Origin of the sequence: Celeribacter ethanolicus (assembly GCF_001550095.1) — a bacterium.
Classification (GTDB): domain Bacteria; phylum Pseudomonadota; class Alphaproteobacteria; order Rhodobacterales; family Rhodobacteraceae; genus Celeribacter; species Celeribacter ethanolicus.
This window is the reverse complement of sequence record NZ_LRUC01000052.1, coordinates 221,603-241,579: the sequence shown is the minus strand read 5'-3', so window position 1 is coordinate 241,579 and position 19,977 is coordinate 221,603. Positions and strand designations below refer to the sequence as shown.

At 63.3% G+C, this 19,977-nt stretch carries 20 protein-coding genes; 16 read left to right on the top strand and 4 right to left on the bottom strand.

Translation table 11 applies throughout. The annotated features are described in order from the left end of the window. From rsmH to murD, 7 genes are all read left to right on the top strand, one after another. Positions 1-993: a 16S rRNA (cytosine(1402)-N(4))-methyltransferase RsmH gene (rsmH, locus tag NH195_RS20630; RefSeq protein WP_066705558.1), complete on the top strand. Its 993-nt coding sequence runs from the start codon at positions 1-3 to the stop codon at positions 991-993. Positions 994-1,007: 14 nt separating this feature from the next. Then, positions 1,008-1,364: a cell division protein FtsL gene (ftsL, locus tag NH195_RS20625; protein WP_066705556.1), complete on the top strand. Its 357-nt coding sequence runs from the start codon at positions 1,008-1,010 to the stop codon at positions 1,362-1,364. Then, positions 1,361-3,163 (top strand): peptidoglycan D,D-transpeptidase FtsI family protein, encoded by a 1,803-nt coding sequence (locus NH195_RS20620; protein ID WP_066705554.1) that lies wholly within the window; start codon positions 1,361-1,363, stop codon positions 3,161-3,163. Before ftsL ends, NH195_RS20620 begins: the two co-directional genes overlap by 4 nt. 15 nt (positions 3,164-3,178) lie before the next feature. Further along, positions 3,179-4,651: a UDP-N-acetylmuramoyl-L-alanyl-D-glutamate--2,6-diaminopimelate ligase gene (locus NH195_RS20615; protein WP_066705552.1), complete on the top strand. Its 1,473-nt coding sequence runs from the start codon at positions 3,179-3,181 to the stop codon at positions 4,649-4,651. Continuing rightward, positions 4,651-6,054 (top strand): UDP-N-acetylmuramoyl-tripeptide--D-alanyl-D-alanine ligase, encoded by a 1,404-nt coding sequence (locus tag NH195_RS20610; protein ID WP_066705550.1) that lies wholly within the window; start codon positions 4,651-4,653, stop codon positions 6,052-6,054. The genes NH195_RS20615 and NH195_RS20610 overlap by 1 nt, the downstream gene beginning before the upstream one ends. Positions 6,055-6,063: 9 nt before the next feature. Next, complete coding sequence (gene mraY / locus NH195_RS20605) at positions 6,064-7,146, top strand: phospho-N-acetylmuramoyl-pentapeptide-transferase (RefSeq protein WP_066705548.1); 1,083 nt, start codon at positions 6,064-6,066, stop codon at positions 7,144-7,146. Positions 7,147-7,207: 61 nt separating this feature from the next. Beyond that, positions 7,208-8,602 (top strand): UDP-N-acetylmuramoyl-L-alanine--D-glutamate ligase, encoded by a 1,395-nt coding sequence (gene murD, locus NH195_RS20600; protein ID WP_066705546.1) that lies wholly within the window; start codon positions 7,208-7,210, stop codon positions 8,600-8,602. A gap of 15 nt (positions 8,603-8,617) precedes the next feature. Here murD and NH195_RS20595 read toward each other — a convergent pair whose 3' ends face one another. Beyond that, a complete protein-coding gene (locus tag NH195_RS20595) occupies positions 8,618-9,994 on the bottom strand; it encodes an SLC13 family permease (RefSeq protein WP_066705545.1) in 1,377 nt (458 codons plus the stop codon). Between the two features lie 103 nt (positions 9,995-10,097). Here NH195_RS20595 and NH195_RS20590 point away from each other — a divergent pair, with 103 nt between their 5' ends. Next, positions 10,098-10,904 (top strand): AraC family transcriptional regulator, encoded by an 807-nt coding sequence (locus tag NH195_RS20590; RefSeq protein ID WP_066705537.1) that lies wholly within the window; start codon positions 10,098-10,100, stop codon positions 10,902-10,904. Positions 10,905-10,953: 49 nt separating this feature from the next. Here NH195_RS20590 and NH195_RS20585 read toward each other — a convergent pair whose 3' ends face one another. From NH195_RS20585 to NH195_RS20575, 3 genes are all read right to left on the bottom strand, one after another. Continuing rightward, positions 10,954-11,466, bottom strand: coding sequence for a hypothetical protein (locus NH195_RS20585; protein WP_155846118.1), 513 nt, complete (start codon positions 11,464-11,466; stop codon positions 10,954-10,956). 75 nt (positions 11,467-11,541) lie between these two features. Beyond that, a complete protein-coding gene (locus tag NH195_RS20580; RefSeq protein WP_066705533.1) occupies positions 11,542-11,808 on the bottom strand; it encodes a hypothetical protein in 267 nt (88 codons plus the stop codon). A 72-nt stretch (positions 11,809-11,880) separates the two neighbouring features. Then, entirely contained in the window at positions 11,881-12,813 is a 933-nt protein-coding gene (locus NH195_RS20575) for an L-lactate dehydrogenase (RefSeq protein WP_066705531.1), read from the bottom strand. A gap of 261 nt (positions 12,814-13,074) precedes the next feature. On the opposite strand from NH195_RS20575, the gene ftsW reads away from it, so the two are divergent. From ftsW to murB, 8 genes are all read left to right on the top strand, one after another. Then, positions 13,075-14,244 (top strand): putative lipid II flippase FtsW, encoded by a 1,170-nt coding sequence (ftsW, locus tag NH195_RS20570; RefSeq protein ID WP_066705527.1) that lies wholly within the window; start codon positions 13,075-13,077, stop codon positions 14,242-14,244. 35 nt (positions 14,245-14,279) lie between these two features. Beyond that, positions 14,280-15,377: a UDP-N-acetylglucosamine--N-acetylmuramyl-(pentapeptide) pyrophosphoryl-undecaprenol N-acetylglucosamine transferase gene (locus tag NH195_RS20565; RefSeq protein WP_066705525.1), complete on the top strand. Its 1,098-nt coding sequence runs from the start codon at positions 14,280-14,282 to the stop codon at positions 15,375-15,377. 37 nt (positions 15,378-15,414) lie between these two features. After that, positions 15,415-16,818, top strand: coding sequence for a UDP-N-acetylmuramate--L-alanine ligase (murC, locus tag NH195_RS20560; protein ID WP_066705523.1), 1,404 nt, complete (start codon positions 15,415-15,417; stop codon positions 16,816-16,818). A gap of 86 nt (positions 16,819-16,904) precedes the next feature. Further along, positions 16,905-17,228, top strand: a complete 324-nt coding sequence (locus NH195_RS20555; RefSeq protein ID WP_066705521.1) for a hypothetical protein — start codon at positions 16,905-16,907, stop codon at positions 17,226-17,228. A 43-nt stretch (positions 17,229-17,271) separates the two neighbouring features. Then, positions 17,272-18,474 carry an APC family permease gene (locus NH195_RS20550; protein ID WP_066705519.1) on the top strand — a complete coding sequence of 401 codons (1,203 nt, stop codon included), beginning with the start codon at positions 17,272-17,274 and terminating at the stop codon, positions 18,472-18,474. 20 nt (positions 18,475-18,494) lie between these two features. Continuing rightward, complete coding sequence (locus tag NH195_RS20545; RefSeq protein WP_157779714.1) at positions 18,495-18,725, top strand: DUF2484 family protein; 231 nt, start codon at positions 18,495-18,497, stop codon at positions 18,723-18,725. A 5-nt stretch (positions 18,726-18,730) separates the two neighbouring features. Continuing rightward, on the top strand, positions 18,731-18,991 hold the full coding sequence (locus NH195_RS20540; protein ID WP_066705515.1) for a DUF2484 family protein: 261 nt from the start codon (positions 18,731-18,733) through the stop codon (positions 18,989-18,991). Next, positions 18,988-19,953, top strand: coding sequence for a UDP-N-acetylmuramate dehydrogenase (gene murB / locus NH195_RS20535; protein ID WP_066705513.1), 966 nt, complete (start codon positions 18,988-18,990; stop codon positions 19,951-19,953). Before NH195_RS20540 ends, murB begins: the two co-directional genes overlap by 4 nt. Positions 19,954-19,977: the final 24 nt, after the last annotated feature.

The window sequence follows — 19,977 nt, the reverse complement described above, 5'->3', positions numbered from 1 at the left end:
ATGGCCTCGGATGAGAAAAAGCCCCACATTCCGGTCCTGCTGAACCCGTTGCTGCGCGAATGCGCACCCATTTCGGGCCGTTGGCTCGATGGCACCTTCGGCGCAGGCGGCTATACCAAGGGCCTGATCGCAGAGGGCGCCGATCACGTCACCGGCGTCGATCGCGATCCGCTGGCGCATGAGATGGCCGCGACTTGGATCAACGAGCCGCCTTATGCCGGTAAAATCGACCTCGTTCTGGGGACCTTCGGCGAGATGGACCAATATGCTTCGGGTCTCGACGGCGTGGTGCTCGATCTCGGGGTGTCTTCGATGCAGCTCGACCTGCCGGAGCGCGGTTTTTCCTTCATGAAAGACGGGCCTCTGGATATGCGCATGTCGCAGGACGGGCCGACGGCGGCCGATTTCGTCAATACAGCGGACGAGGCGGAGATCGCCGAGGTGCTGTTTCACTACGGCGAGGAAAAACAGTCGCGCAAAATCGCCCGCGCCATCGTAAAGGACCGCGTCGAAAAAGAACCGTTCACTACGACGCTGCAACTCGCGAACCTGATCGAACGGCTGCTGCCGCGCAAGAAACCGGGGCAAAGCCATCCGGCGACCCGGAGTTTTCAGGCCATTCGCATCGCGGTGAACGACGAATTCGGTCAGCTCATCGAGGGGTTGGAAGCCGCCGAGCGCGCGCTTAAACCCGGCGGGCAACTGGCCGTCGTGAGCTTTCATTCGCTCGAGGACCGGGTGGTCAAGCGCTTCTTTCAGGAAAGGGCCTCGACGGGTGGTGGCGGCTCGCGCTATGCTCCTGAACAAGAGGTGAAAACACCCGGTTTCGAGCAGCTCTCCAAAGCCATCGGTCCCGATGCGGACGAGCTAGACATAAACCCGCGTGCGCGCTCGGCGCGGCTGCGGGTCGGTCGGCGTACCACGGCCCCGGCAGTGCCGGTGGACCGTGCGGCAATGGGCCTGCCGAAACCTGTTTTGAGGTCGGTCTCGTGAGGCAAGGGTAAGAGATGCGTGGGGTTTATCTGATATTGGCAGGTCTGGTGGTCATGATGCTCGGCGTCTGGGCCTACCGGGAAAATTACGCGACCCAGCATGTGCTGCGCGAGATCAGCCAGATCCAGCGCGACATCGGACATCAACGCGAAGAGCTGGCCGTGCTCAATGCCGAATGGGCCTATCTCAACCGTCCCGACCGCCTGCGCGATCTCGCCGCGATCAATTACGACCGTCTCGGTCTTCTGCCCTTCCAGCCGGAACAATTCGGGCGGGTCGACCAGATCGCCTTTCCGCAGGAAGACGATCTCATTTTGGATCTGACCGACTCCGTCGATGTGGTCGGCTCTCTGGAGGCCATCGAGCCATGAGTATCCGCACCCCGCTTCGCCCCCTGGCCCGCGTCCTGACCGCCCGCTCCCGGGGCGAAAATCCCGACGCCATCGAGCGCGAGAACCTGCGCCTGCGTCACGAGGAAATGCGCGACCGCTCCCGCCTTCGGGCCGAGGGGCGGCTTCTGGTTCTGGGCCTGTGTTTCGTCTCCGCCTTCGTCGTCGTGGGCGCGCGCATGGGGCAGGTGGCCGCCACCGTCCCCGAGGAACCGCGCGCCGAGGCCTCCGGCACGCCGATCCTCGCGCAGCGCGCCGACATCGTCGACCGCAATGGCCGTATCCTTGCGACCAACCGCGTGACCAATTCGCTCTACGCCCAGCCGCAGGAGATGATCGACCCGGTCCACGCCGCCGAGGAGCTGGTGCGCATCTTCCCCGATCTCGACCGCGAGCGGCTGATCCGCGATTTCACCGGCAAACGCAAATTCCTCTGGATCAAGAAGAAAATCGCCCCCGAGCAACAGCAGGCCGTGCATGACATCGGCGAGCCGGGGCTTCTGTTCGGTCCGCGCGAGGAGCGGCTCTATCCGAATGGCAAGCTGGCCGCCCACGTTCTGGGCGGCACGAAATTCGGCCGCGAGGGCGTGATGAGCGCCGAGATCGTCGGTCAGGCCGGGATCGAGAAACAGATGGACGCCTATCTGCGCGATCCGGCCAATGGCGATGCGCCGCTGCAACTGTCGCTCGATCTGACGGTGCAGTCGACGGTGCGCGAAGTGCTCGATGGCGGTATGCGCATGCTCGGCGCCAAGGGCGCGGCCGCGGTGATGATGGACGTTCACACCGGCGAGATCATTGCCCTGGTGTCCCTGCCGGATTTCGACCCGAACTCGCGTCCCGAGTTTTTCGAGGGCAAGGACCCGAGTGCCAACCCGCGGTTCAACCGTGCGGTGCAGGGGGTCTATGAGCTTGGCTCGACCTTCAAAATCTTTGCCGCCGCCCAGGCCATGGAGCTTGGTCTTGCAACCCCGGACACGCAAATCCCCGCCACCCCGCCGTTTCGCTGGGGAAAGTTCAGGATCGGCGAGTTCGAGGGCCACAATTACGGCCCCTTCCTGTCGCTCAGGGGGATGATCGTCAAATCCTCCAACGTCGCGACCGCCCATGTGGCGCAGCAGATCGGCGTGGAGCGGCAACAGGCTTTCCTAAAGTCCTTGGGCTTTTTCGAACCGACCACGGTAGAACTGGCTGAGGCGCCCACCGGCAAACCGCTTCTGCCGCCCAACTGGTCCGAGCTCTCGACGCTGACCATCGGCTACGGTCACGGTCTGTCCGCCTCGCCGCTGCATCTGGCGACGGCCTACTCCACGCTCTTGAACGGTGGCACGAAAGTTACCCCGACGCTGCTCAAACGCGACGGCTATGTCGCGCCGGGCGAGCGCATCGTGCGCGAAGACGTCTCGGCGGCGGCGCGCGAGATGCTGCGCGCCGTGGTGGCCGATCCGGCGGGCACGGCCTCCTTTGCCGAGGTGCCGGGGTATCGTATTGGCGGCAAGACCGGCACCGCCGACAAGCCGAAACCCACGGGCGGTTATTACGACGACAAGACCATCAACACCTTTGCCTCCGTCTACCCGGCGGACGATCCGAAATATGTGTTGATCGTGACGCTCGACGAGGCGGTGGAGACCTCCGGGCCGAAACCGCGCCGCACCGCCGGTTGGACCGCCGTTCCCGTGGCGGGCGAGGTGATCCGTCGCACCGCACCGCTCATGGGGCTGCGTCCCGAGATTGAAACCCCCTCGCAAGCTGGGCTAACACTGACCGCGACGCATTAAGGGAAGGGCGCGGCCATGATGAAATCTCTTTCGGAACTCGGATTGACCGCCCAAAGCGGCCGTGAGGCGCAGATCACCGGCCTGTCCGTCGACAGCCGCAAGGTTGAGGAGGGGCACCTCTTTGCTGCGCTTCCCGGGGCGCGGGCGCATGGCGCGGAATATCTGCCGATGGCCCTGTCGATGGGCGCGCGTGCGGTTCTGACCGATCCGGAAGGCGCGCGCATCGCCGCCGGAGCGATTGCCGAATACGAGCCGGCGCTGGTCGTGGTTGAAGACCCGCGTCAGGCGCTGGCCTATGCGGCAGCCCTTTATTACGGTGTGCAGCCAGAGGTGATGGTCGCCGTCACCGGCACCAATGGCAAGACCTCGGTCGCCACCTTCACCCGCCAGATCTGGCAACTTCTGGGCGCGCGCGCGATCAATGTCGGCACCACCGGCGTCGAGGGCGACTGGCAGGCGCCGAGCCCGCACACCACGCCGGAGCCGATCACACTGCACCGTATGCTGTCCGAGGCCGCCCACGCCGGTGTCACCCATGGCGCGATGGAGGCAAGCTCGCACGGTCTGGCGCAGCGCCGTCTCGATGGCGTCCGCCTCACCGCCGCCGCCTTTACCAATTTCACCCAGGACCACCTGGATTATCACGCCACGTTCGAGGCCTATTTCTCCGCCAAGGCCGGGCTCTTCACCCGCGTTTTGCCGGAAGACGGCGTGGCGATCGTGAATATCGACGATGCCAGAGGCATGGAGGTCGAGGGGCTTTGCGCCGAGCGCGGCATCGACGTGATGCGCGTCGGGCGCTCGGATGCCGCCGATCTGCGCATCGTCGGCCAGCGGTTTGATGCCACCGGGCAGGACCTGCGCGTCGATTTCGTTGGCAATATCTATCAGATCCGCCTCGATCTCATCGGCGGGTTTCAGGCTGAAAACGTCATGGCCGCTGCCGGGCTCGTCATGGCCTCCGGGGCGGATCCGGAAGAGGTGTTCTCCTGCCTGCCCGAGCTGGTGGGCGTGCGGGGCCGGATGCAACATGCCGCGACGCGCGACAATGGCGCGGCGGTGTTTGTCGATTACGCCCATACGCCCGACGCGGTTTCGACCGCGATCACGGCGCTCCGGCCCCATGTCATGGGCCGCATCATTGCCATTGTCGGCGCGGGCGGGGATCGCGACAAGACGAAACGCCCGCTGATGGGCAAGGCCGCTGCGGAAAACGCCGATCTGGTGATCGTGACCGATGACAACCCGCGCTCCGAAGACCCGGCCTCGATCCGGGCGGAGGTTCTGGCTGGTGCGCCCGAGGCGATGGAGGTCGGGGACCGCGCCGAAGCCATCCTCAGAGGCGTCGATGCGCTGCAACCCGGCGATGCTCTGCTGATCTGCGGCAAGGGGCATGAGAGCGGCCAGACCGTGGGCGATACGGTCTACCCGTTTGACGATGTGGAACAGGCCTCTCTGGCGGTCTCGGCGCTGGACGGGGCGCTGTGATGGCGCTCTGGACCTCGGAAGAAGCGGCCAAGGCCACCGGCGGGCGGGCGACACAAGCGTTTGATATCTCGGGTGTCTCCATCGACACGCGGACGATCCAGCCGGGCGATTTGTTTGTCGCCCTCAAAGATGTGCGAGACGGCCATGAGTTTGTTGCACAAGCTCTGGACAAAGGTGCCGCCGCCGCTCTGGTGTCGCGCATTCCCGAAGGTGTCACGGCAGACGCGCCGCTGTTGATCGTGGACGAGGTGCTGCCCGCTTTGGAGCGCTTGGGTGCTGCTGCGCGCGCGCGCATGACCGGCAAGGTGATCGGGGTCACAGGCTCCGTCGGCAAGACTTCGACCAAGGAAATGCTCCGCGCGATCCTCTCCGGGCAGGGCAAAACCCACGCCGCCGAGGCCAGCTATAACAACCATTGGGGCGTGCCACTGACGCTCGCCCGCATGCCAGCCGACACGGACTTTGCTGTGATCGAGATCGGCATGAACCACCCCGGCGAGATCGCGCCTCTGGCGAAACTTGCCCGTCCCGATGTGGCGATGATCACCACGGTCGCCCCCGCTCATATGGCGGCGTTTGAAAGTCTTGAAGGTATCGCGCGGGAAAAATCCGATATTTTCAAAGGGCTTGTGCCGGGTGGCGTGGCCGTGTTCAACGGCGATCTGGAGGTCTCCGACATCCTTGCCGCCGCTTGGGATGGCGACACGATCCGCTTTGGCGAGGACGAGGCCTGTGCGGCGCAGCTCACCTCTGTTGAGCTGTCCGATGGCGCAACCCAAGGCTCCGCCGTGATCGACACGACACATCTGGAGTTTCGCCTCTCCACTGCCGGGCGGCATTTCGCCGCCAATGCCGTGGGCTGCCTCGCGGTGGCCTATGCGTTGGGGCTCGATCTGGAAAAAGCTGCCGCCGATCTGGTGCTCTGGGCTCCGCCCGAGGGCCGCGGTGCGCGCGAGCAGGTTCAGCTTGCCGTCGGCGCGCCGGTCGATTTGATCGACGATGCGTTCAACGCCAACCCGACCTCCATGGCCGCAGCACTCGAAGTTCTGGCCAAGGCCGAGCCGCATGACACCGGTCGCCGGATCGCCATTCTGGGCGATATGCTGGAACTCGGCGTAAAGGAGCGGGCGATTCACGAAGGCCTCGCGGCGCTGCCGTGGTTCGCCGCTGTCGATGCGGTGCATTGCGTTGGGCCTTTGATGCGGGCGCTTTACGATGCCTTGCCCGCCGAGCGGCGCGGCGTCTGGTTCGAGACCGCGAAAGACGCCGTTCCGGCGCTCCAGACCCTCGTCGGCCCCGGCGATGTCGTGCTTGTGAAAGGCTCGAAAGGCTCCAAGGTCAGCCTTCTGGTTGACGCGCTGCGCGAATTGGGACAAGTGCCGCAGCAAACAGACGAAAGGTGAGTTGAGCGTATGCTGTATTGGATTTCCAGCCTGTCGGACGGGGGCGACCTGTTCAACCTGTTTCGCTATATCACCATGCGCTCGGGCGGGGCGTTCTTTACGGCGCTGATCTTCGCAATGGTCTTCGGGCGTCCTCTGATCGACCTGCTGCGCCGCCGTCAGGGCCGGGGCCAACCGATCCGCGATGACGGTCCCGAAACCCATTTCGCCAAGGCCGGAACGCCCACCATGGGCGGTTTGCTGATCCTGACGGCACTTCTGATCTCGACGCTTTTGTGGGCACGGCTTGACAATCCCTATGTCTGGATCGTGATGTTCGTGACCTTTGGTTACGGCTTGATCGGCTTTGCCGACGACTATGCCAAAGTGTCGAAATCCAACACCAAGGGCGTCTCGGGCAAGGTGCGGCTGGCGCTTGGCTTCCTCATTGCCTTCATCGCCTCGGTCTGGTCGACCATGGTGCATCCCGCCGAGTTGCAGTTCCAGCTGGCGCTGCCGGTGTTCAAGGATCTGCTGATCAATCTGTGGTGGTTCTTCATCCCCTTCGCGATGATCGTCATCGTCGGTGCGGCGAATGCGGTGAACCTCACCGACGGTCTCGACGGGCTTGCCATCATGCCAGTGATGATCGCGGCGGGGACGCTGGGCGCGATTGCCTATGTCGTGGGCCGCGTCGACTTTACCGACTATCTCGGCCTGCATTACGTGCCGGGCACGGGTGAAATCCTCGTGTTCACCGCAGCCTTGATCGGGGGCGGGCTTGGCTTTCTGTGGTTCAACGCGCCGCCTGCCGCTGTGTTCATGGGCGACACCGGGTCGCTGGCTTTGGGCGGTGCGCTTGGCGCGATTGCGGTCGCCACCAAACACGAGATCGTTCTGGCCATCGTTGGCGGGCTGTTTGTTGTGGAGGCCCTGTCGGTGATCATTCAGGTGGCCTATTTCAAACGCACCGGCAAGCGCGTGTTCCTGATGGCGCCGATCCATCACCATTATGAGAAAAAGGGCTGGTCGGAGCCGACCATCGTGATCCGGTTCTGGATCATTTCTCTGGTGCTGGCGCTGATCGGTCTGGCGACTCTGAAACTGCGGTAAGACGAGAGGGGGCCGCGGCCCCCTTTTTTGAGTATTTGGACAGCAAAGGAGTGAGCGCGCGATGATCCCTGTGCTTGGATACGAAGGTAAGAAAGTGGCCGTTCTGGGCCTTGGGCGGTCCGGTCTGGCGACGGCGAAGGCGCTTGAGGCGGGTGGGGCCGAGGCTTTGTGCTGGGACGATTCCGTCGAGGCGCGGGAGCGGGCGGAGGCCGAGGGCTTCGTCATTCATGACCTGCACAAAACGGGTGCGTTTGATGGCGTGTCCTGTCTTGTCGTCTCGCCGGGCATTCCGCATCTCTACCCTGAGCCGAACAAGGTAATCGCGCTCGCCTGGGACGCGGGCGTGCCGGTCGACAATGACATCGGGCTGTTTTTCCGCTCGCTGGGGCAGGGCGACTGGATGGAGCACGACACGCCGCCGCGTGTCATCGCGGTGACCGGATCGAATGGCAAATCCACCACCTCGGCACTCATTCACCACATCTTCGAAGCGAACGGCACGCCGTGCCAGCTTGCGGGCAATATCGGGCGTGGGGTTCTCGACATTGACGAGCCTGCCGATGGCGAGGTGATCGTGTTGGAGTTGTCGAGCTACCAGACCGATCTCGCCCGCGCGTTGACGCCCGATGTGGCCGTGTTCACCAATCTCTCGCCCGATCATCTCGACCGTCACGGCGGCATGGGCGGCTATTTTGCGGCCAAGCGACGGCTGTTCGCGGAGGGCGGGCCGGACCGCGCCGTGATCGGCGTCGATGAAAAGGAAGGCCGCTATCTGGCGAACCAGATGGTGGAGGACCCGGAGGATTTGCGGCTCATTCGGATCTCTTCGGGGCAGAAGCTTGGCGGGCCGGGCTGGAACGTCTTTGCCCGCAAAGGGTTCCTGTCGGAATATCGCAAGGGCAAGCAGACCGCGTCGATTGACCTGCGCGATATGGATGGGCTGCCCGGCGCGCACAACCATCAGAACGCCTGTGCCGCCTATGCCGCCGCGCGGGCGCTGAACCTCGCGCCCAAGGGCATCGAGGCGGCGTTGCGCAGTTTTAAAGGCCTGCCGCATCGCTCGCAGCTTGTGCGTGAGTTGAATGGTGTGCGTTATGTGAACGACTCGAAAGCCACCAATGTCGATGCTGCCGCCAAGGCGCTTCAGGCCTTCCCACGCATCCGCTGGATCGCGGGCGGGCTTGGCAAGGAGGGCGGGATCGAAGCGTTGCAGCCCTTCTTAGGTTCGGTGTCGAAAGCCTATCTCATCGGCTTTTCAGCGCGTGATTTCGCGCTTCAGATCGGTGAGACGCCCTATGAGATTTGCGAAACCATGGAGGTGGCCGTCGCCAAGGCCGCAAGCGAGGCGGAAGAGGGCGAGACCGTTTTGCTCGCCCCCGCCGCCGCCTCGTTCGACCAGTTCCCGAATTTCGAGAAACGCGGCGATGCCTTCGCCGCCGAGGTCGAAAAGCTCTGAGTGACTGGGCTGGCGTTAAATCCAGCCCAGAGCCACCCACCACAGGTAATCGAGCGGGATGAAGATCAGGAAGGTCAGCGCCGCCATCGAAAGGGTCATCTTCATCAGGTGGCGGGTGCTTTCGCCCGCAAGCCCCATGGCGACGATGAGCGGCCCGACCTGATAGGGGAAAATCACCGTCGAAAATCCGATGACCTGGGTCATCAGCACACTCTCAAGCGAAAATCCGGTGGCCTGTGACAGTTCTTCGGCCAGAGGCGTCAGCACGGCGGGCACGCCCGGCATGGTGGTAAACACGGATGTCAGCGCGCCGAGTGTCGAAAGCGAGTAGAAGTTGAGGAAGTCGCGGCCCTCTGCCAAGGGAAGCACCCCCACGACCTGATGGGCGATGATGGCGCCGAGACCTGAGCTGTTGACCACGGCGCCAAGTGCCAGGGCGCCCGAGACGAACATCAGCATGCCGAAATCGACCGCGCCCTTGAACACCGGCGGCGGCACAAGGCCCAGACGCGGCACCAGCAGCACCAGCGTGGCCGCGAGGCCGATCCAGGCGGCGTTGATATGGTGCAACTGGTCGGTGGCCCAGAAGCCGATGGTGGCGAGCAGGATCACCATCAGGATCATTTGCTTGCGCGAGGAGGCGGGTGTGTCCTTGGTGACTTCGATGGGTGTCGGCTCGACCTTGGCCGGGAAGAAATAGAGCGTCAGAAGCACCAGAGCGATGGATTTCAACACGCCCAGAACCGGATAATGCAGCAGCAGATAATCGGCATAGGAGAACTCCATGCCAAAGATCTTGTCCGCCATGCCCGAGAGCACGATGTTCGGAATGTTCGACGGCAGGATCGCAAAGCTCGGCATATTGGTGCCGAAGGCGATGATCACCGCCACACCAATGCGCCCCTTAGAGCCCTTCTCAAGCCCCAGCATATCGGACAGCGCCATGCCGACGGGCACCAGAACGGCGGAACGACCCAGCGACGAGGGCATGACAAAGCCCAAGGCCATGCCGATCACCATCAGCCCGCCGATCAGCATCGGATAGTTTTTCGACAAATGCGGTCGGGCCACTTCGCCGATCTTCGCGCCAAGCCCGGAATGCGTGATCGCCGCCCCGATGACAAACCCCGCGATGATCAGCCACATCGCGGTGGAGGTGAAGCCCGAGAACACCACGTCGGGTGCGGCCAGCCCCGGTAGCAGAAGCGCCGTGAAGAAGAACAACGAGGCCAGATAGCCGGGCACGAGCCCGGTGGCCCAAAGTCCCAGTGTCACGAGGACGATGGCGAAGATCAGTGCCTGGTTGGCGGCGAATATGCCGGGAACCGTGATGGCGATCGCAAGCGCGATCAGGGTGATGGCCGTGATGACGGCTTCTCGGAAATAGGTCATGGGCTGTCCTGCGATGTGAATGCGAAAACAGGCGCTGGCTTTGGGGGCTGCACCTTTTGCGAAAGATGTAGAAAAAATGTCGGAAATACGGTAGAGCGACATTATGCCAAATCATGTCGAATATCTGCCAAATGCCGATGCGCCACCCACGGGGATCGGTTTCGACCTGACCCCGGGCCGCCCGGTGATTGCCCGCCGCGAACAATTCACCGGCGGCTACACGGTCGAACCGCACAGCCATCCGAGGGCGCAACTGGCCATGTGTTACAATGGGGTGATGCGGTTGCAGGCGGGCAAAGATGTCTGGATCATCCCGCACAAACACGCGATCTGGATTCCGTCCGATGTGGAGCATCAACTCAGCACGCAATCTGCCGTCCTGACCCATCATCTCTATGTCGCGCCGGCCTATGTGAGCCGGGCAGGTTTGCCGCAGGAGATGACGGTGTTGCGGACCTCTCCTCTGCTGCGCGGGGTGGTCGAGCGGATGGTGGAGCAGAGAATGGAGGGGGGGCTGACGCAAGCGGAAACCCGTCGGCTGGCCTGGGTGGCTTTGGACGAGATCGGGCGCCTGAAACCGGCCGCGATGCATCTGCCGGGCGGGCGCGACCCGCGCCTGGTGGCCGCCATGTCGATCTTTCTGGAGCATCCGGAAGAGCGCCGCGGCCTTGCCGAGATCGCCCATGAGGTCGGCACCTCGGAGCGCACGCTCGCGCGATTGTTCGTGACGGAAACCGGCAAGAGTTTTCGCGACTGGCGCGCCCGGCGGCGGATTTTATTCGCTTTGGAACGGTTGGAGCAGGGCGAAAGCAGTACGGATCTGGCCGCACGTCTGGGCTATTCCAGTCCCTCAGCCTTTATCGCGGCGTTCAAGCGGGACTTGGGCGCACCGCCTTCCGCGTTCCGGTGAGGGCGCGCGGAAACGCTCACCCTGCCGGAAACGCGTAAAGCCGGTGAGGTTATTGCGAGGCCTCGACCACACCGCCGGTCGAAACGAAACGGCCGGTTTCCGACCAGACATAGGCGGCATAGCAGGACTCGGCGGTCACGTCACAATTTGTGCCATGTTCCGGCAACAGAAGGACCGGCCGGTCCGGGCGGCCCTGCGGGGTGACGATCATCGCGGCATAGGCCAGAAATTCGAACCGGCTATAGCCGCCATCGGGCTGAGAGACGAAGAGGTGGACATAGCTCCCGCCCGTTCCGCCGCTGAATATCGTGGCGGAACTGGAGCAGGAAAACCGCCATTCCTCGACAATCGGATCGGTGATGCCGTCGCCGTTGAAATCGGTGGTGCGGCTGACGGCCTCCGCCGGGGCGTCGAATGCACCGTTCTCAAACCCGGTGCAACGGGTGCGCAGCGTATCGACGAAAGCCGAATAGGTTTCGTCGAATGTTGCCGGGGTTTGGGCTGCAATCGGAGTGGTGGCGAGCCCAGCCAGAAGCATTGCGGGGAAAAGGGGAGTCTTCATGAAATTTTCCTTTCGAAATTGGGTTTCAAGGTGTTTGGCCTGTGACCAGTGGAAACCCGGAGGTTGGGCCGGAACTCATTGTGCACATCTGATTTCAACATGCCCGTCACGCCGGGTCAGGGTCACACTTGAGGCCTTCACGTCCAGTTGCAGATCGGCCTGGGGATCGAGACCGCCGGGTGCCGCAAAACCGCACAGCTCGGAGAGAATCTGGCTTTTCCCGTGGATTTCTCCGCTTGCCTCCCCAAGCGCCTGCCATTTGTTGCGTGTGGCGGTGTACGTGGCCAAGAGGCTCAAGGCCCAAACGACCAGCACAGCAACACTAATGATAGAAAGGCGCATTCTCGTGTTCCTCGATATTGATGAGCCCTGCGAGAGTGGCTCCGACCGGATATAGTGCTTGCCGGTCAGGGCTCAATACTCCAACGCATCCAGCGTCTCTTTCAACAGCCGCGCTGAGGCTCCAAGCGCCTCGTGTTCGCCGTCATCCAGTTCGGGGAACAGGTCGGAGACCACGCCCTGCGCACCGACGATGCGGGGGATCGACAGGGCGACGTCCTGCACGCCTTCGACCTTCGGTGTTACGATGGAGACCGACAGCACGGTTTGCTCGTCGCGGGCGATGGCGCGCACGAGGCGTTCCAGCCCCGCGCCGATGCCATACCATGTCGCGCCCTTGCCGTTGATGATCGTATAGGCGGCATTACGCACCCCATCATCAATGCGCGCCTTGACGCCTTCGGTCAGCGGCACGCGCATCTGGGCGGCGAAATCCTTGACGGAGAGCGTCCCCGCGCGCGCCGAGGACCAGCACAGCACCTCGCTGTCGCCATGTTCGCCCAGCACATAGGCATGGACCGAGCGCGGCGCCACGCCCAGATGTTCGCCGATCAGATGGCGGAACCGGGCGGTGTCCAGAATGGTGCCCGATCCAATCACCCGCGCAGGCGGTAGACCGGAGAGCCGGGTGGCGATCTGGGTCATGATGTCGACGGGGTTGGTGGCGACCAGAAGGATCGCATCGGGCGCGGCGTCCAGCACCTTGCCGATGATCTGGCGGAACACCTCGGCGTTGCGGGTCAACAACTCAAGCCGACTCTCCCCCGGTTTCTGGCCGACGCCAGCGGCGAGGATCACCACGCCTGCGCCTTTCAGCTCCGCGTAATCGCCCGCCGTGACCACGGTGGAGGAGGCAAAGGGCACGGCATGGGCGATGTCCTCGGCCTGCGCGCGGGCGAGGCCTGCGTTGTAATCGACAAAGACGATCTTGCTCGCGGTGCCTTTGAGCGCGATGGCATAGCCTGCGGCCGAGCCGACCATGCCCGCGCCGACGATCCCGATTTTCATATGCGTTCTCCGTGGTTGGAGGAAAGAAGGAGGATGGGTTAGCGCCACCATGCGCAGATTCACGTTAACGATCAATGACGGTGATCAATTCGCGTTTTTGCATAAGAGGCGCAGCAGAGAGACTGTTTTGGGCAAAACCCCGCTTTCCTGCGGCTCCCGATCGGTCTGACCGCAATCTGTAGTGGCGTGCGGGCGCGAATGCCGCTATTCTGATCGGTATAGACCCGGAAAATCGGGCATGAGGCAGATGTAGGCGGTATCATGACAGAGATGGTGTATGGCTCGGCGCCGATGCGCGTGGGAGAGCCGATCCTTCCGCGTTGGTGGCGGACAATCGACAAATGGACGCTGTCCTGCGTCTTCATTCTCTTTGGCATCGGGCTTTTGCTCGGGCTGGCGGCCTCGCCACCCCTGGCCGAGAAAAACCACTTCACCGACCTGTTTCACTACGTCAAACGTCAGGCGTTTTTCGGCGGTGTCGGTCTTGTCGTCATGATCGGCATCACCATGATGGACCCGGCGCGTGTGCGTCGTGTCGCTGTGGTCGGCTTCGGGATCGCCATGCTGTCGCTTTTGCTCCTGCCGTTCTTCGGCACGGATTTCGGCAAAGGCGCGACCCGGTGGTTCTCGCTCGGTTTCGCTTCGGTCCAGCCGTCGGAATTCCTCAAACCCGCCTTCGTCATCACCGCCGCCTGGCTGATGGCCGCCGCCCATGAAATCGGCGGGCCTCCGGGGCGGATGTATTCCTTCCTTCTGGCGTCTTTCATCGTTATCCTGCTGGCGTTGCAGCCGGATTTCGGTCAGGCCTCGCTCATTCTCTTCGCCTGGGGCGTGATGTATTTCGTCTCCGGGGCGCCTCTGACGCTGCTTGTCGGCATTGCCGGGTTGGTCGTCGCGGGCGGGACGTTCGCCTATCACAATTCCGAACACTTCGCGCGTCGTATCGACGGCTTCCTGAACCCGACCATCGACCCCACGACCCAGATCGGCTATGCCACCAACGCTATTCGCGAGGGCGGGATTTTCGGCGTCGGCGTAGGTGAGGGGACGGTGAAGTGGTCCCTGCCGGATGCGCATACCGATTTCATCATCGCCGTTGCCGCCGAGGAATACGGGCTCATCCTTGTGGGCATCATCATCGCACTTTACGCCACGATCACCGTGCGGTCCCTGTGGCGGCTTCTGCGCGAACGCGATCCGTTCATTCGGCTGGCAGGCACCGGGCTGGCCTGTGCTTTCGGCATTCAGGCCTTCATCAACATGGGCGTGGCCGTCCGGCTTCTGCCTGCCAAAGGCATGACTCTCCCGTTCGTGTCATATGGTGGCTCGTCCGTGATCGCCTCGGGCATTGCGCTCGGCGCACTTCTGGCCTTTACCCGCACCCGTCCGCAGGGCGAGATCGGCGACATCCTGATCCGGCGCGGGCGCTGAGCTCCGTACGACCGCAAGACCAAAAAGAGACTGACATGACCCAAGCCCCCCTTCTCGTCATCGCCGCCGGCGGCACCGGCGGGCATATGTTCCCGGCACAATCGCTGGCCGAGGTGATGCTGGCCCGGGGCTGGCGGGTGAAACTGTCGACCGACGACCGTGGCGCGCGTTACACTGGCGCGTTCCCGAAAGCGGTCGCGATCGACACCGTGCCCTCGGCCACCTTCGCGCGCGGCGGCATCCTGGCGAAAGCTCTGGTGCCGTTTCGCATCGCGGGTGGCGTGCTTTCGGCGCTCACCAAATTCGTCTCCGACAAGCCCGCCGTCGTTGTGGGCTTCGGTGGCTACCCGGCGATCCCGGCGGTGGCGGCGGCGACGCTTCTGAAACTGCCGCGGATGATTCACGAACAGAACGGCGTTCTGGGGCGGGTCAATCAGGCCTTTGCCAAACGCGTCAACACGGTCGCCTGCGGCACATGGCCGACCACTCTGCCGCAGGGCGTCGAGGGCTATTATGTCGGCAACCCGGTGCGTGGTGCGGTGCTTGAAAAACACGCTGCGCCCTATATTCCGCCTGGGGATTATCCGATGGAGCTTCTGATCGTCGGCGGCTCGCAGGGCGCGCGCATCCTCTCCGACGTAGTGCCGGATGCGATCTCGCGTCTGCCGGAACACATGCTGTCGCATCTGCGGGTGAGCCAGCAGGCGCGTCCCGAAGATCTCGACCGCGTCACCGAATTCTATCACACTCAGGGCATTCAGGCCGATGTGCGCCCGTTCTTCGACGACATCCCGACCCGGATGAGCGAGGCGCAACTGGTGATCTCCCGCTCCGGCGCCTCGACCGTTGCGGATATTTCCGTGATCGGGCGTCCGTCGATCCTGATCCCCTATGCGGCCGCCGCTGGCGATCATCAAACCGCCAATGCGCGCGGGTTGGTCGAAGCAGATGCCGCCGTGATGATCCCCGAAAGCCAACTGACGCCGGAGAGCCTGGCCGAACAGATTTACAACGTGCTGGCTCACCCGCAGGGCGCAACGATGATGGCCCATGCCGCGCTTTCGGTCTCGAAACCGATGGCGGCAGAGGAACTGGCGGCTCTGGTCGAAGAGCTGGCCTTCAACAAACAATGATGGCCCGAACGGGCGACAGACGAGTGAGACGAAACAGATGAACGCTTCCGTGACCAAGCTTCCCACAGAGATGGGCGCAATCCATTTTGTCGGCATTGGCGGCATCGGCATGTCGGGGATTGCCGAGGTGCTTTTGAACCATGGCTATCAGGTGCAGGGCTCCGATCTGAAAGCGTCGAAAATCACCGACCGGCTCAAGGCGCTGGGTGCGGTGATCTACGAGGGGCAGCGCGCGGAAAATCTGGACAATGCCGAGGTCGTGGTGATCTCAAGCGCGATCAAACCCGGCAACCCGGAGCTTGATACCGCCCGCGCCAAAGGCCTGCCGGTGGTACGCCGCGCCGAGATGCTGGCCGAGCTGATGCGCCTGAAATCCAACGTCGCCATCGCGGGCACCCACGGCAAGACCACGACCACCACGCTCGTCGCTGAATTGCTCGTCGCGGGCGGCATCGACCCGACCGTGATCAACGGCGGCATCATCCACGCTTACGGCTCCAACGCCCGGATGGGGCAGGGCGACTGGATGGTCGTCGAGGCCGATGAGAGCGACGGCACGTTCAACCGTCTGCCCGCCACCATCGCCATCGTGACCAACATCGACCCTGAGCACATGGAACACTGGGGTACGATCGAGAACCTGCGTCAGGGCTTCTACGATTTCGTCTCCGGCATTCCGTTCTACGGCCTCGCGGTCTGCTGCACGGATCACCCGGAGGTTCAGAGCCTCGTCGGCAGGATCACCGACCGCCGCGTCGTCACCTACGGGTTCAATGCTCAGGCCGATGTGCGTGCTGTCAATCTGACCTACAAGAAAGGTGTGGCGCATTTCGACATCGTTCTGGCCGCCGACAATATGGTGATCGAAGGTTGCACCCTGCCCATGCCCGGAGATCACAACGTGTCCAATGCTTTGGCCGCCGTTGCTGTGGCGCGTCATCTCGGGATGAAAGCCGAAGAGATCAAAAAAGCGCTGGCCGCTTTCGGCGGCGTCAACCGGCGCTTCACCCGTGTGGGTGAGGTGAACGGCGTCACCATCATCGACGATTACGGCCACCACCCGGTCGAGATCGCGGCCGTTCTGAAAGCCGCGCGTCAGGCCTCCGAGGGGCGCGTCATCGCCGTGCATCAGCCGCACCGCTACTCGCGTCTGCATAGCCTGTTCGACGATTTCTGCACCTGTTTCAACGAAGCCGATGTCGTCGGCATCGCCGAGGTTTACGCCGCAGGCGAGGAGCCGATCCCCGGCGCGTCCCGCGACGATCTTGTGGCCGGTCTCATCCGTCACGGCCACCGCCACGCCCGTGCGGTGACCTGCGAAGACGATCTCGAACGGCTGGTGCGCGAACAGACCCGTCCCGGCGACATGGTTGTCTGCCTCGGGGCCGGGACCATCTCGGCTTGGGCGCATAACCTGCCCGAGCGCCTGTCGAAAGGCTGAGCATCGCAGGCCGTGTCATGTGAGGTCCGCGTCTGTGGGGGCACACATATTCCGACAGGTCGTGTGATGAGAAAGGTGAGCCTCACATGGAGCGGCTGATCATTGTTCTGATCTTTTGCGGACTGGGTGGTCTCACGGGGCTGTTCATGGCCTTTTCACAGGTGCGGACGAAACGCGGGCTCTTGGCGCTGCTTCTGCCTTGGGGGGTGCTCTTCTGTCTTGGGCTTCTTTGGGTCAGGTTCGGGGTGCTTTCGGTCGATGCGATCTTGGATATGCAGTATTATGCCGCTTACGCCTTGTTTATGTGGCCGCGCGTGCTGATCTATAATGCGGTTTCAGCACTGTTGTTTTTCGCTCTCGGACGCGGCGCTCGAAAGCTTTTGCGCCATCTCAGATACAAGGCCGGTTGAAGTTGATACTCTCGGCTTATGTCGTCCCTGTTGAGGCACTCTCATGTCCCCCAAACCCCAAGCTTCCCAACTCAAACGCCGCATTGGCCCCGGATTGCTCACGGCTTACGGCGTGGGCGTCATGGTCGGGGCGGGGATTTACGTGCTCGTCGGCACGGTCGCGGCCGAGGCCGGGCTTTACGCGCCCCTGGCCTTCCTTTTGGCCGGGCTGATCGCCGCGCCCTCCGCGCTCTCTTATGCCGAATTGTCCACCCGTATCCCCGAGGCGGCGGGCGAGGCGGCCTATGTCGAGGCGGGAACCGGATCGCGTTTTCTCGGCCTGCTCGTCGGGCTCGCCATCGTCGCGGGGGGCACCCTGTCGGCGGCGGCGGTGCTCAGGGGCGGGGCAGGCTATCTCATCGGGGTCGTCGATGTCCCATTCGCCGTTGCCGTGGTGGGGCTCGGCCTCGCGCTGATCGCGGTCGCCCTGGTGGGGGTGTTGGAGAGCCTCGCCGTTGCGGCGCTGTTTACCGTGGTCGAGGTCGGCGGGCTGGCACTGGTGATCTGGTCCGGTTGGCATGCTCCGGTCTCCCCGGATTTCCTCAGCCCCGCAGAGCCGTATTTCCCGGGCATCGGGGTGGCCGCGACGCTGGCCTTTTTTGCCTTCATCGGGTTCGAAGACATCGTCAATATGGCCGAGGAGGTCAAGCGCCCCGAACGCACTCTCCCCATTGCCATCATCGCTTCTCTGGTCATCACGACGCTGCTTTATGCCGGTGTCACCATCACCGCCGTGCGTGCCGTGCCGCTCGAAAATCTCGTCGGCTCCGAGCGCCCGCTCGCATTGGTTTTCGAAGCGGGCGGCGGGCCGGTGGCCGTGCTCTCCGCCATCGCCGTTGCCGCCGCGCTGAACGGTGTGCTGGCGCAGATCGTCATGGCGGCCCGTGTGCTCTTCGGTCTTGGCAAACGCGGCGGTTTTCTGGGCCTGTTCCATCACGCCCATCCGCGTTTTGGCACGCCGGTTCTGGCCACGCTGCTGATCGGGGGGGCGGTTCTGGGGGCGAGCCTCGCCTTGCCGGTCGCCGATCTCGCGGGGGTGACCTCGACGATCCTTCTGGTCGTCTTCGCTCTGGTGAACGGCGCGCTCATCCTGTTGAAGCGCCGCACCCCGCAGGCGCCCTTCCGTATTGCGGACTGGGTGCCCGTGGCGGGCCTGGTCTTCGCCGTTCTGGCGCTTCTGGCCTTCGCCCTCGGAGGCGTGTCGTGACCCTGTTGCAGGAACCATTGGTGGCGCTCGCAATTTGGGCGCTTGCCACCATGGCCCTCGCTCCGTTACCCTTGCGCTATCAGATTCTCCCCGGATTGGCGCTTTTGCTCGTGCTGCCCGTGGTGCTTCTCTGGACCGGTCGGGTGCATGGATACCTGCCGGTGTTGCTCGGTTTCGCTGCTGCCGTGTCTTTGTTTCGAAAGCCGCTCAAGGTGCTGTGGAGGCGACTTGTGCGGCGAACCAGGAAGTAGGCCGCATGACTCTGTCCCTCACCCTTGCCTGTCTCTGGGCGGTGCTCGCCAATGTGATCGCGATGTTTCCCTCGCGACGCAATCACTGGCCTGCGGCCTATGCGCTGATTGCGCTGGGGGTTCCTCTTCTAGGATTTGTCACCTATGAGAACGGTCCATGGATCGGGCTTTTTGTCTTCGCGGCGGGCGTCTCGATCCTGCGCTGGCCTGTGGTGTATCTGGGCCGGTGGATGCGGCGCACATTGGCAAAGGACCCTGCGGAATGATCTATCCCGAAACCCGTGGCAAGCTGACCGAGAACCGGACGCTTTCCGATCTCACGTGGCTGCGTGTGGGCGGGCCGGCGGATGCGTTGTTTCAGCCTGCCGATCTTGCGGATTTGCAGGGATTTCTTGCCGCGCTCGATCCCTCCGTTGCGGTTTTTCCGATGGGCGTGGGGTCGAACCTGATCGTGCGCGATGGCGGCATTCGGGCCGTGGTGATCCGCATGGGGCGGGGCTTTAACGGCATTGGGATCGAGGGCAATCGCGTGACCGCAGGTGTCGCGGCGCTCGACGCTCATGTGGCGCGCAAGGCCGCCGAGGCCGGGCTCGACCTGACTTTCCTGCGCACCATCCCAGGTGCCATCGGTGGCGCTGTGCGGATGAATGCTGGCTGCTACGGCTCCTATGTCGCCGATCATTTCGTCTCGGCCAGGGCCGTGACGCGGGCAGGGGAGTTGGTGACGCTCACCGCCGAAGACCTGAGCTTCCAATATCGCCAGACCGACCTGCCCGAAGGCTGGGTCATCGTCGAAGCCACGTTTGAGGCCGAGAGCGCCGATCCCGAGATGCTCAACTCCCGCATGGACGACCAGCTTGCCAAACGCGACGCCACGCAGCCCGTCAAGGAGCGCAGCGCGGGCTCGACCTTTCGCAACCCGGCGGGATTCAGTTCGACAGGGCGCGCCGATGACGTGCACGATCTCAAGGCCTGGAAGGTGATCGACGAGGCCGGGCTCAGGGGTTTTTCCATCGGCGGGGCACAAATGAGCGAAAAACATTCCAACTTCATGATCAACACCGGTGTGGCCACCGCGCACGATCTCGAGCTTTTGGGAGAAACGGTGCGAAAAAAGGTATTTCAAAACGCGGGTCTCACGTTACAATGGGAAATCAAACGCATCGGTGAATTTTCCGGCGATCCGATCCCGGACGGTCTTGCCGAAGCACAGCAGTCCGGCGCATAAGAGCTGGAACAGCGTCCTGAGCAG

Excerpts from the sequence above, each read along its gene's own strand:
- NH195_RS20615 (WP_066705552.1), top strand. The coding sequence starts at position 3,179 with ATGATGAAATCTCTTTCGGAACTCGGATTGACCGCCCAAAGCGGCCGT.
- NH195_RS20565 (WP_066705525.1), top strand. The coding sequence starts at position 14,280 with ATGACCCAAGCCCCCCTTCTCGTCATCGCCGCCGGCGGCACCGGCGGG.
- NH195_RS20585 (WP_155846118.1), bottom strand. The coding sequence starts at position 11,466 with ATGAAGACTCCCCTTTTCCCCGCAATGCTTCTGGCTGGGCTCGCCACC.
- rsmH (WP_066705558.1), top strand. The coding sequence starts at position 1 with ATGGCCTCGGATGAGAAAAAGCCCCACATTCCGGTCCTGCTGAACCCG.
- NH195_RS20610 (WP_066705550.1), top strand. The coding sequence starts at position 4,651 with ATGGCGCTCTGGACCTCGGAAGAAGCGGCCAAGGCCACCGGCGGGCGG.
- ftsW (WP_066705527.1), top strand. The coding sequence starts at position 13,075 with ATGACAGAGATGGTGTATGGCTCGGCGCCGATGCGCGTGGGAGAGCCG.
- murD (WP_066705546.1), top strand. The coding sequence starts at position 7,208 with ATGATCCCTGTGCTTGGATACGAAGGTAAGAAAGTGGCCGTTCTGGGC.
- NH195_RS20550 (WP_066705519.1), top strand. The coding sequence starts at position 17,272 with ATGTCCCCCAAACCCCAAGCTTCCCAACTCAAACGCCGCATTGGCCCC.
- NH195_RS20590 (WP_066705537.1), top strand. The coding sequence starts at position 10,098 with ATGCCAAATCATGTCGAATATCTGCCAAATGCCGATGCGCCACCCACG.
- murC (WP_066705523.1), top strand. The coding sequence starts at position 15,415 with ATGAACGCTTCCGTGACCAAGCTTCCCACAGAGATGGGCGCAATCCAT.
- murB (WP_066705513.1), top strand. The coding sequence starts at position 18,988 with ATGATCTATCCCGAAACCCGTGGCAAGCTGACCGAGAACCGGACGCTT.
- NH195_RS20620 (WP_066705554.1), top strand. The coding sequence starts at position 1,361 with ATGAGTATCCGCACCCCGCTTCGCCCCCTGGCCCGCGTCCTGACCGCC.
- NH195_RS20555 (WP_066705521.1), top strand. The coding sequence starts at position 16,905 with ATGGAGCGGCTGATCATTGTTCTGATCTTTTGCGGACTGGGTGGTCTC.
- NH195_RS20540 (WP_066705515.1), top strand. The coding sequence starts at position 18,731 with ATGACTCTGTCCCTCACCCTTGCCTGTCTCTGGGCGGTGCTCGCCAAT.
- ftsL (WP_066705556.1), top strand. The coding sequence starts at position 1,008 with ATGCGTGGGGTTTATCTGATATTGGCAGGTCTGGTGGTCATGATGCTC.
- NH195_RS20595 (WP_066705545.1), bottom strand. The coding sequence starts at position 9,994 with ATGACCTATTTCCGAGAAGCCGTCATCACGGCCATCACCCTGATCGCG.
- NH195_RS20580 (WP_066705533.1), bottom strand. The coding sequence starts at position 11,808 with ATGCGCCTTTCTATCATTAGTGTTGCTGTGCTGGTCGTTTGGGCCTTG.
- NH195_RS20575 (WP_066705531.1), bottom strand. The coding sequence starts at position 12,813 with ATGAAAATCGGGATCGTCGGCGCGGGCATGGTCGGCTCGGCCGCAGGC.
- mraY (WP_066705548.1), top strand. The coding sequence starts at position 6,064 with ATGCTGTATTGGATTTCCAGCCTGTCGGACGGGGGCGACCTGTTCAAC.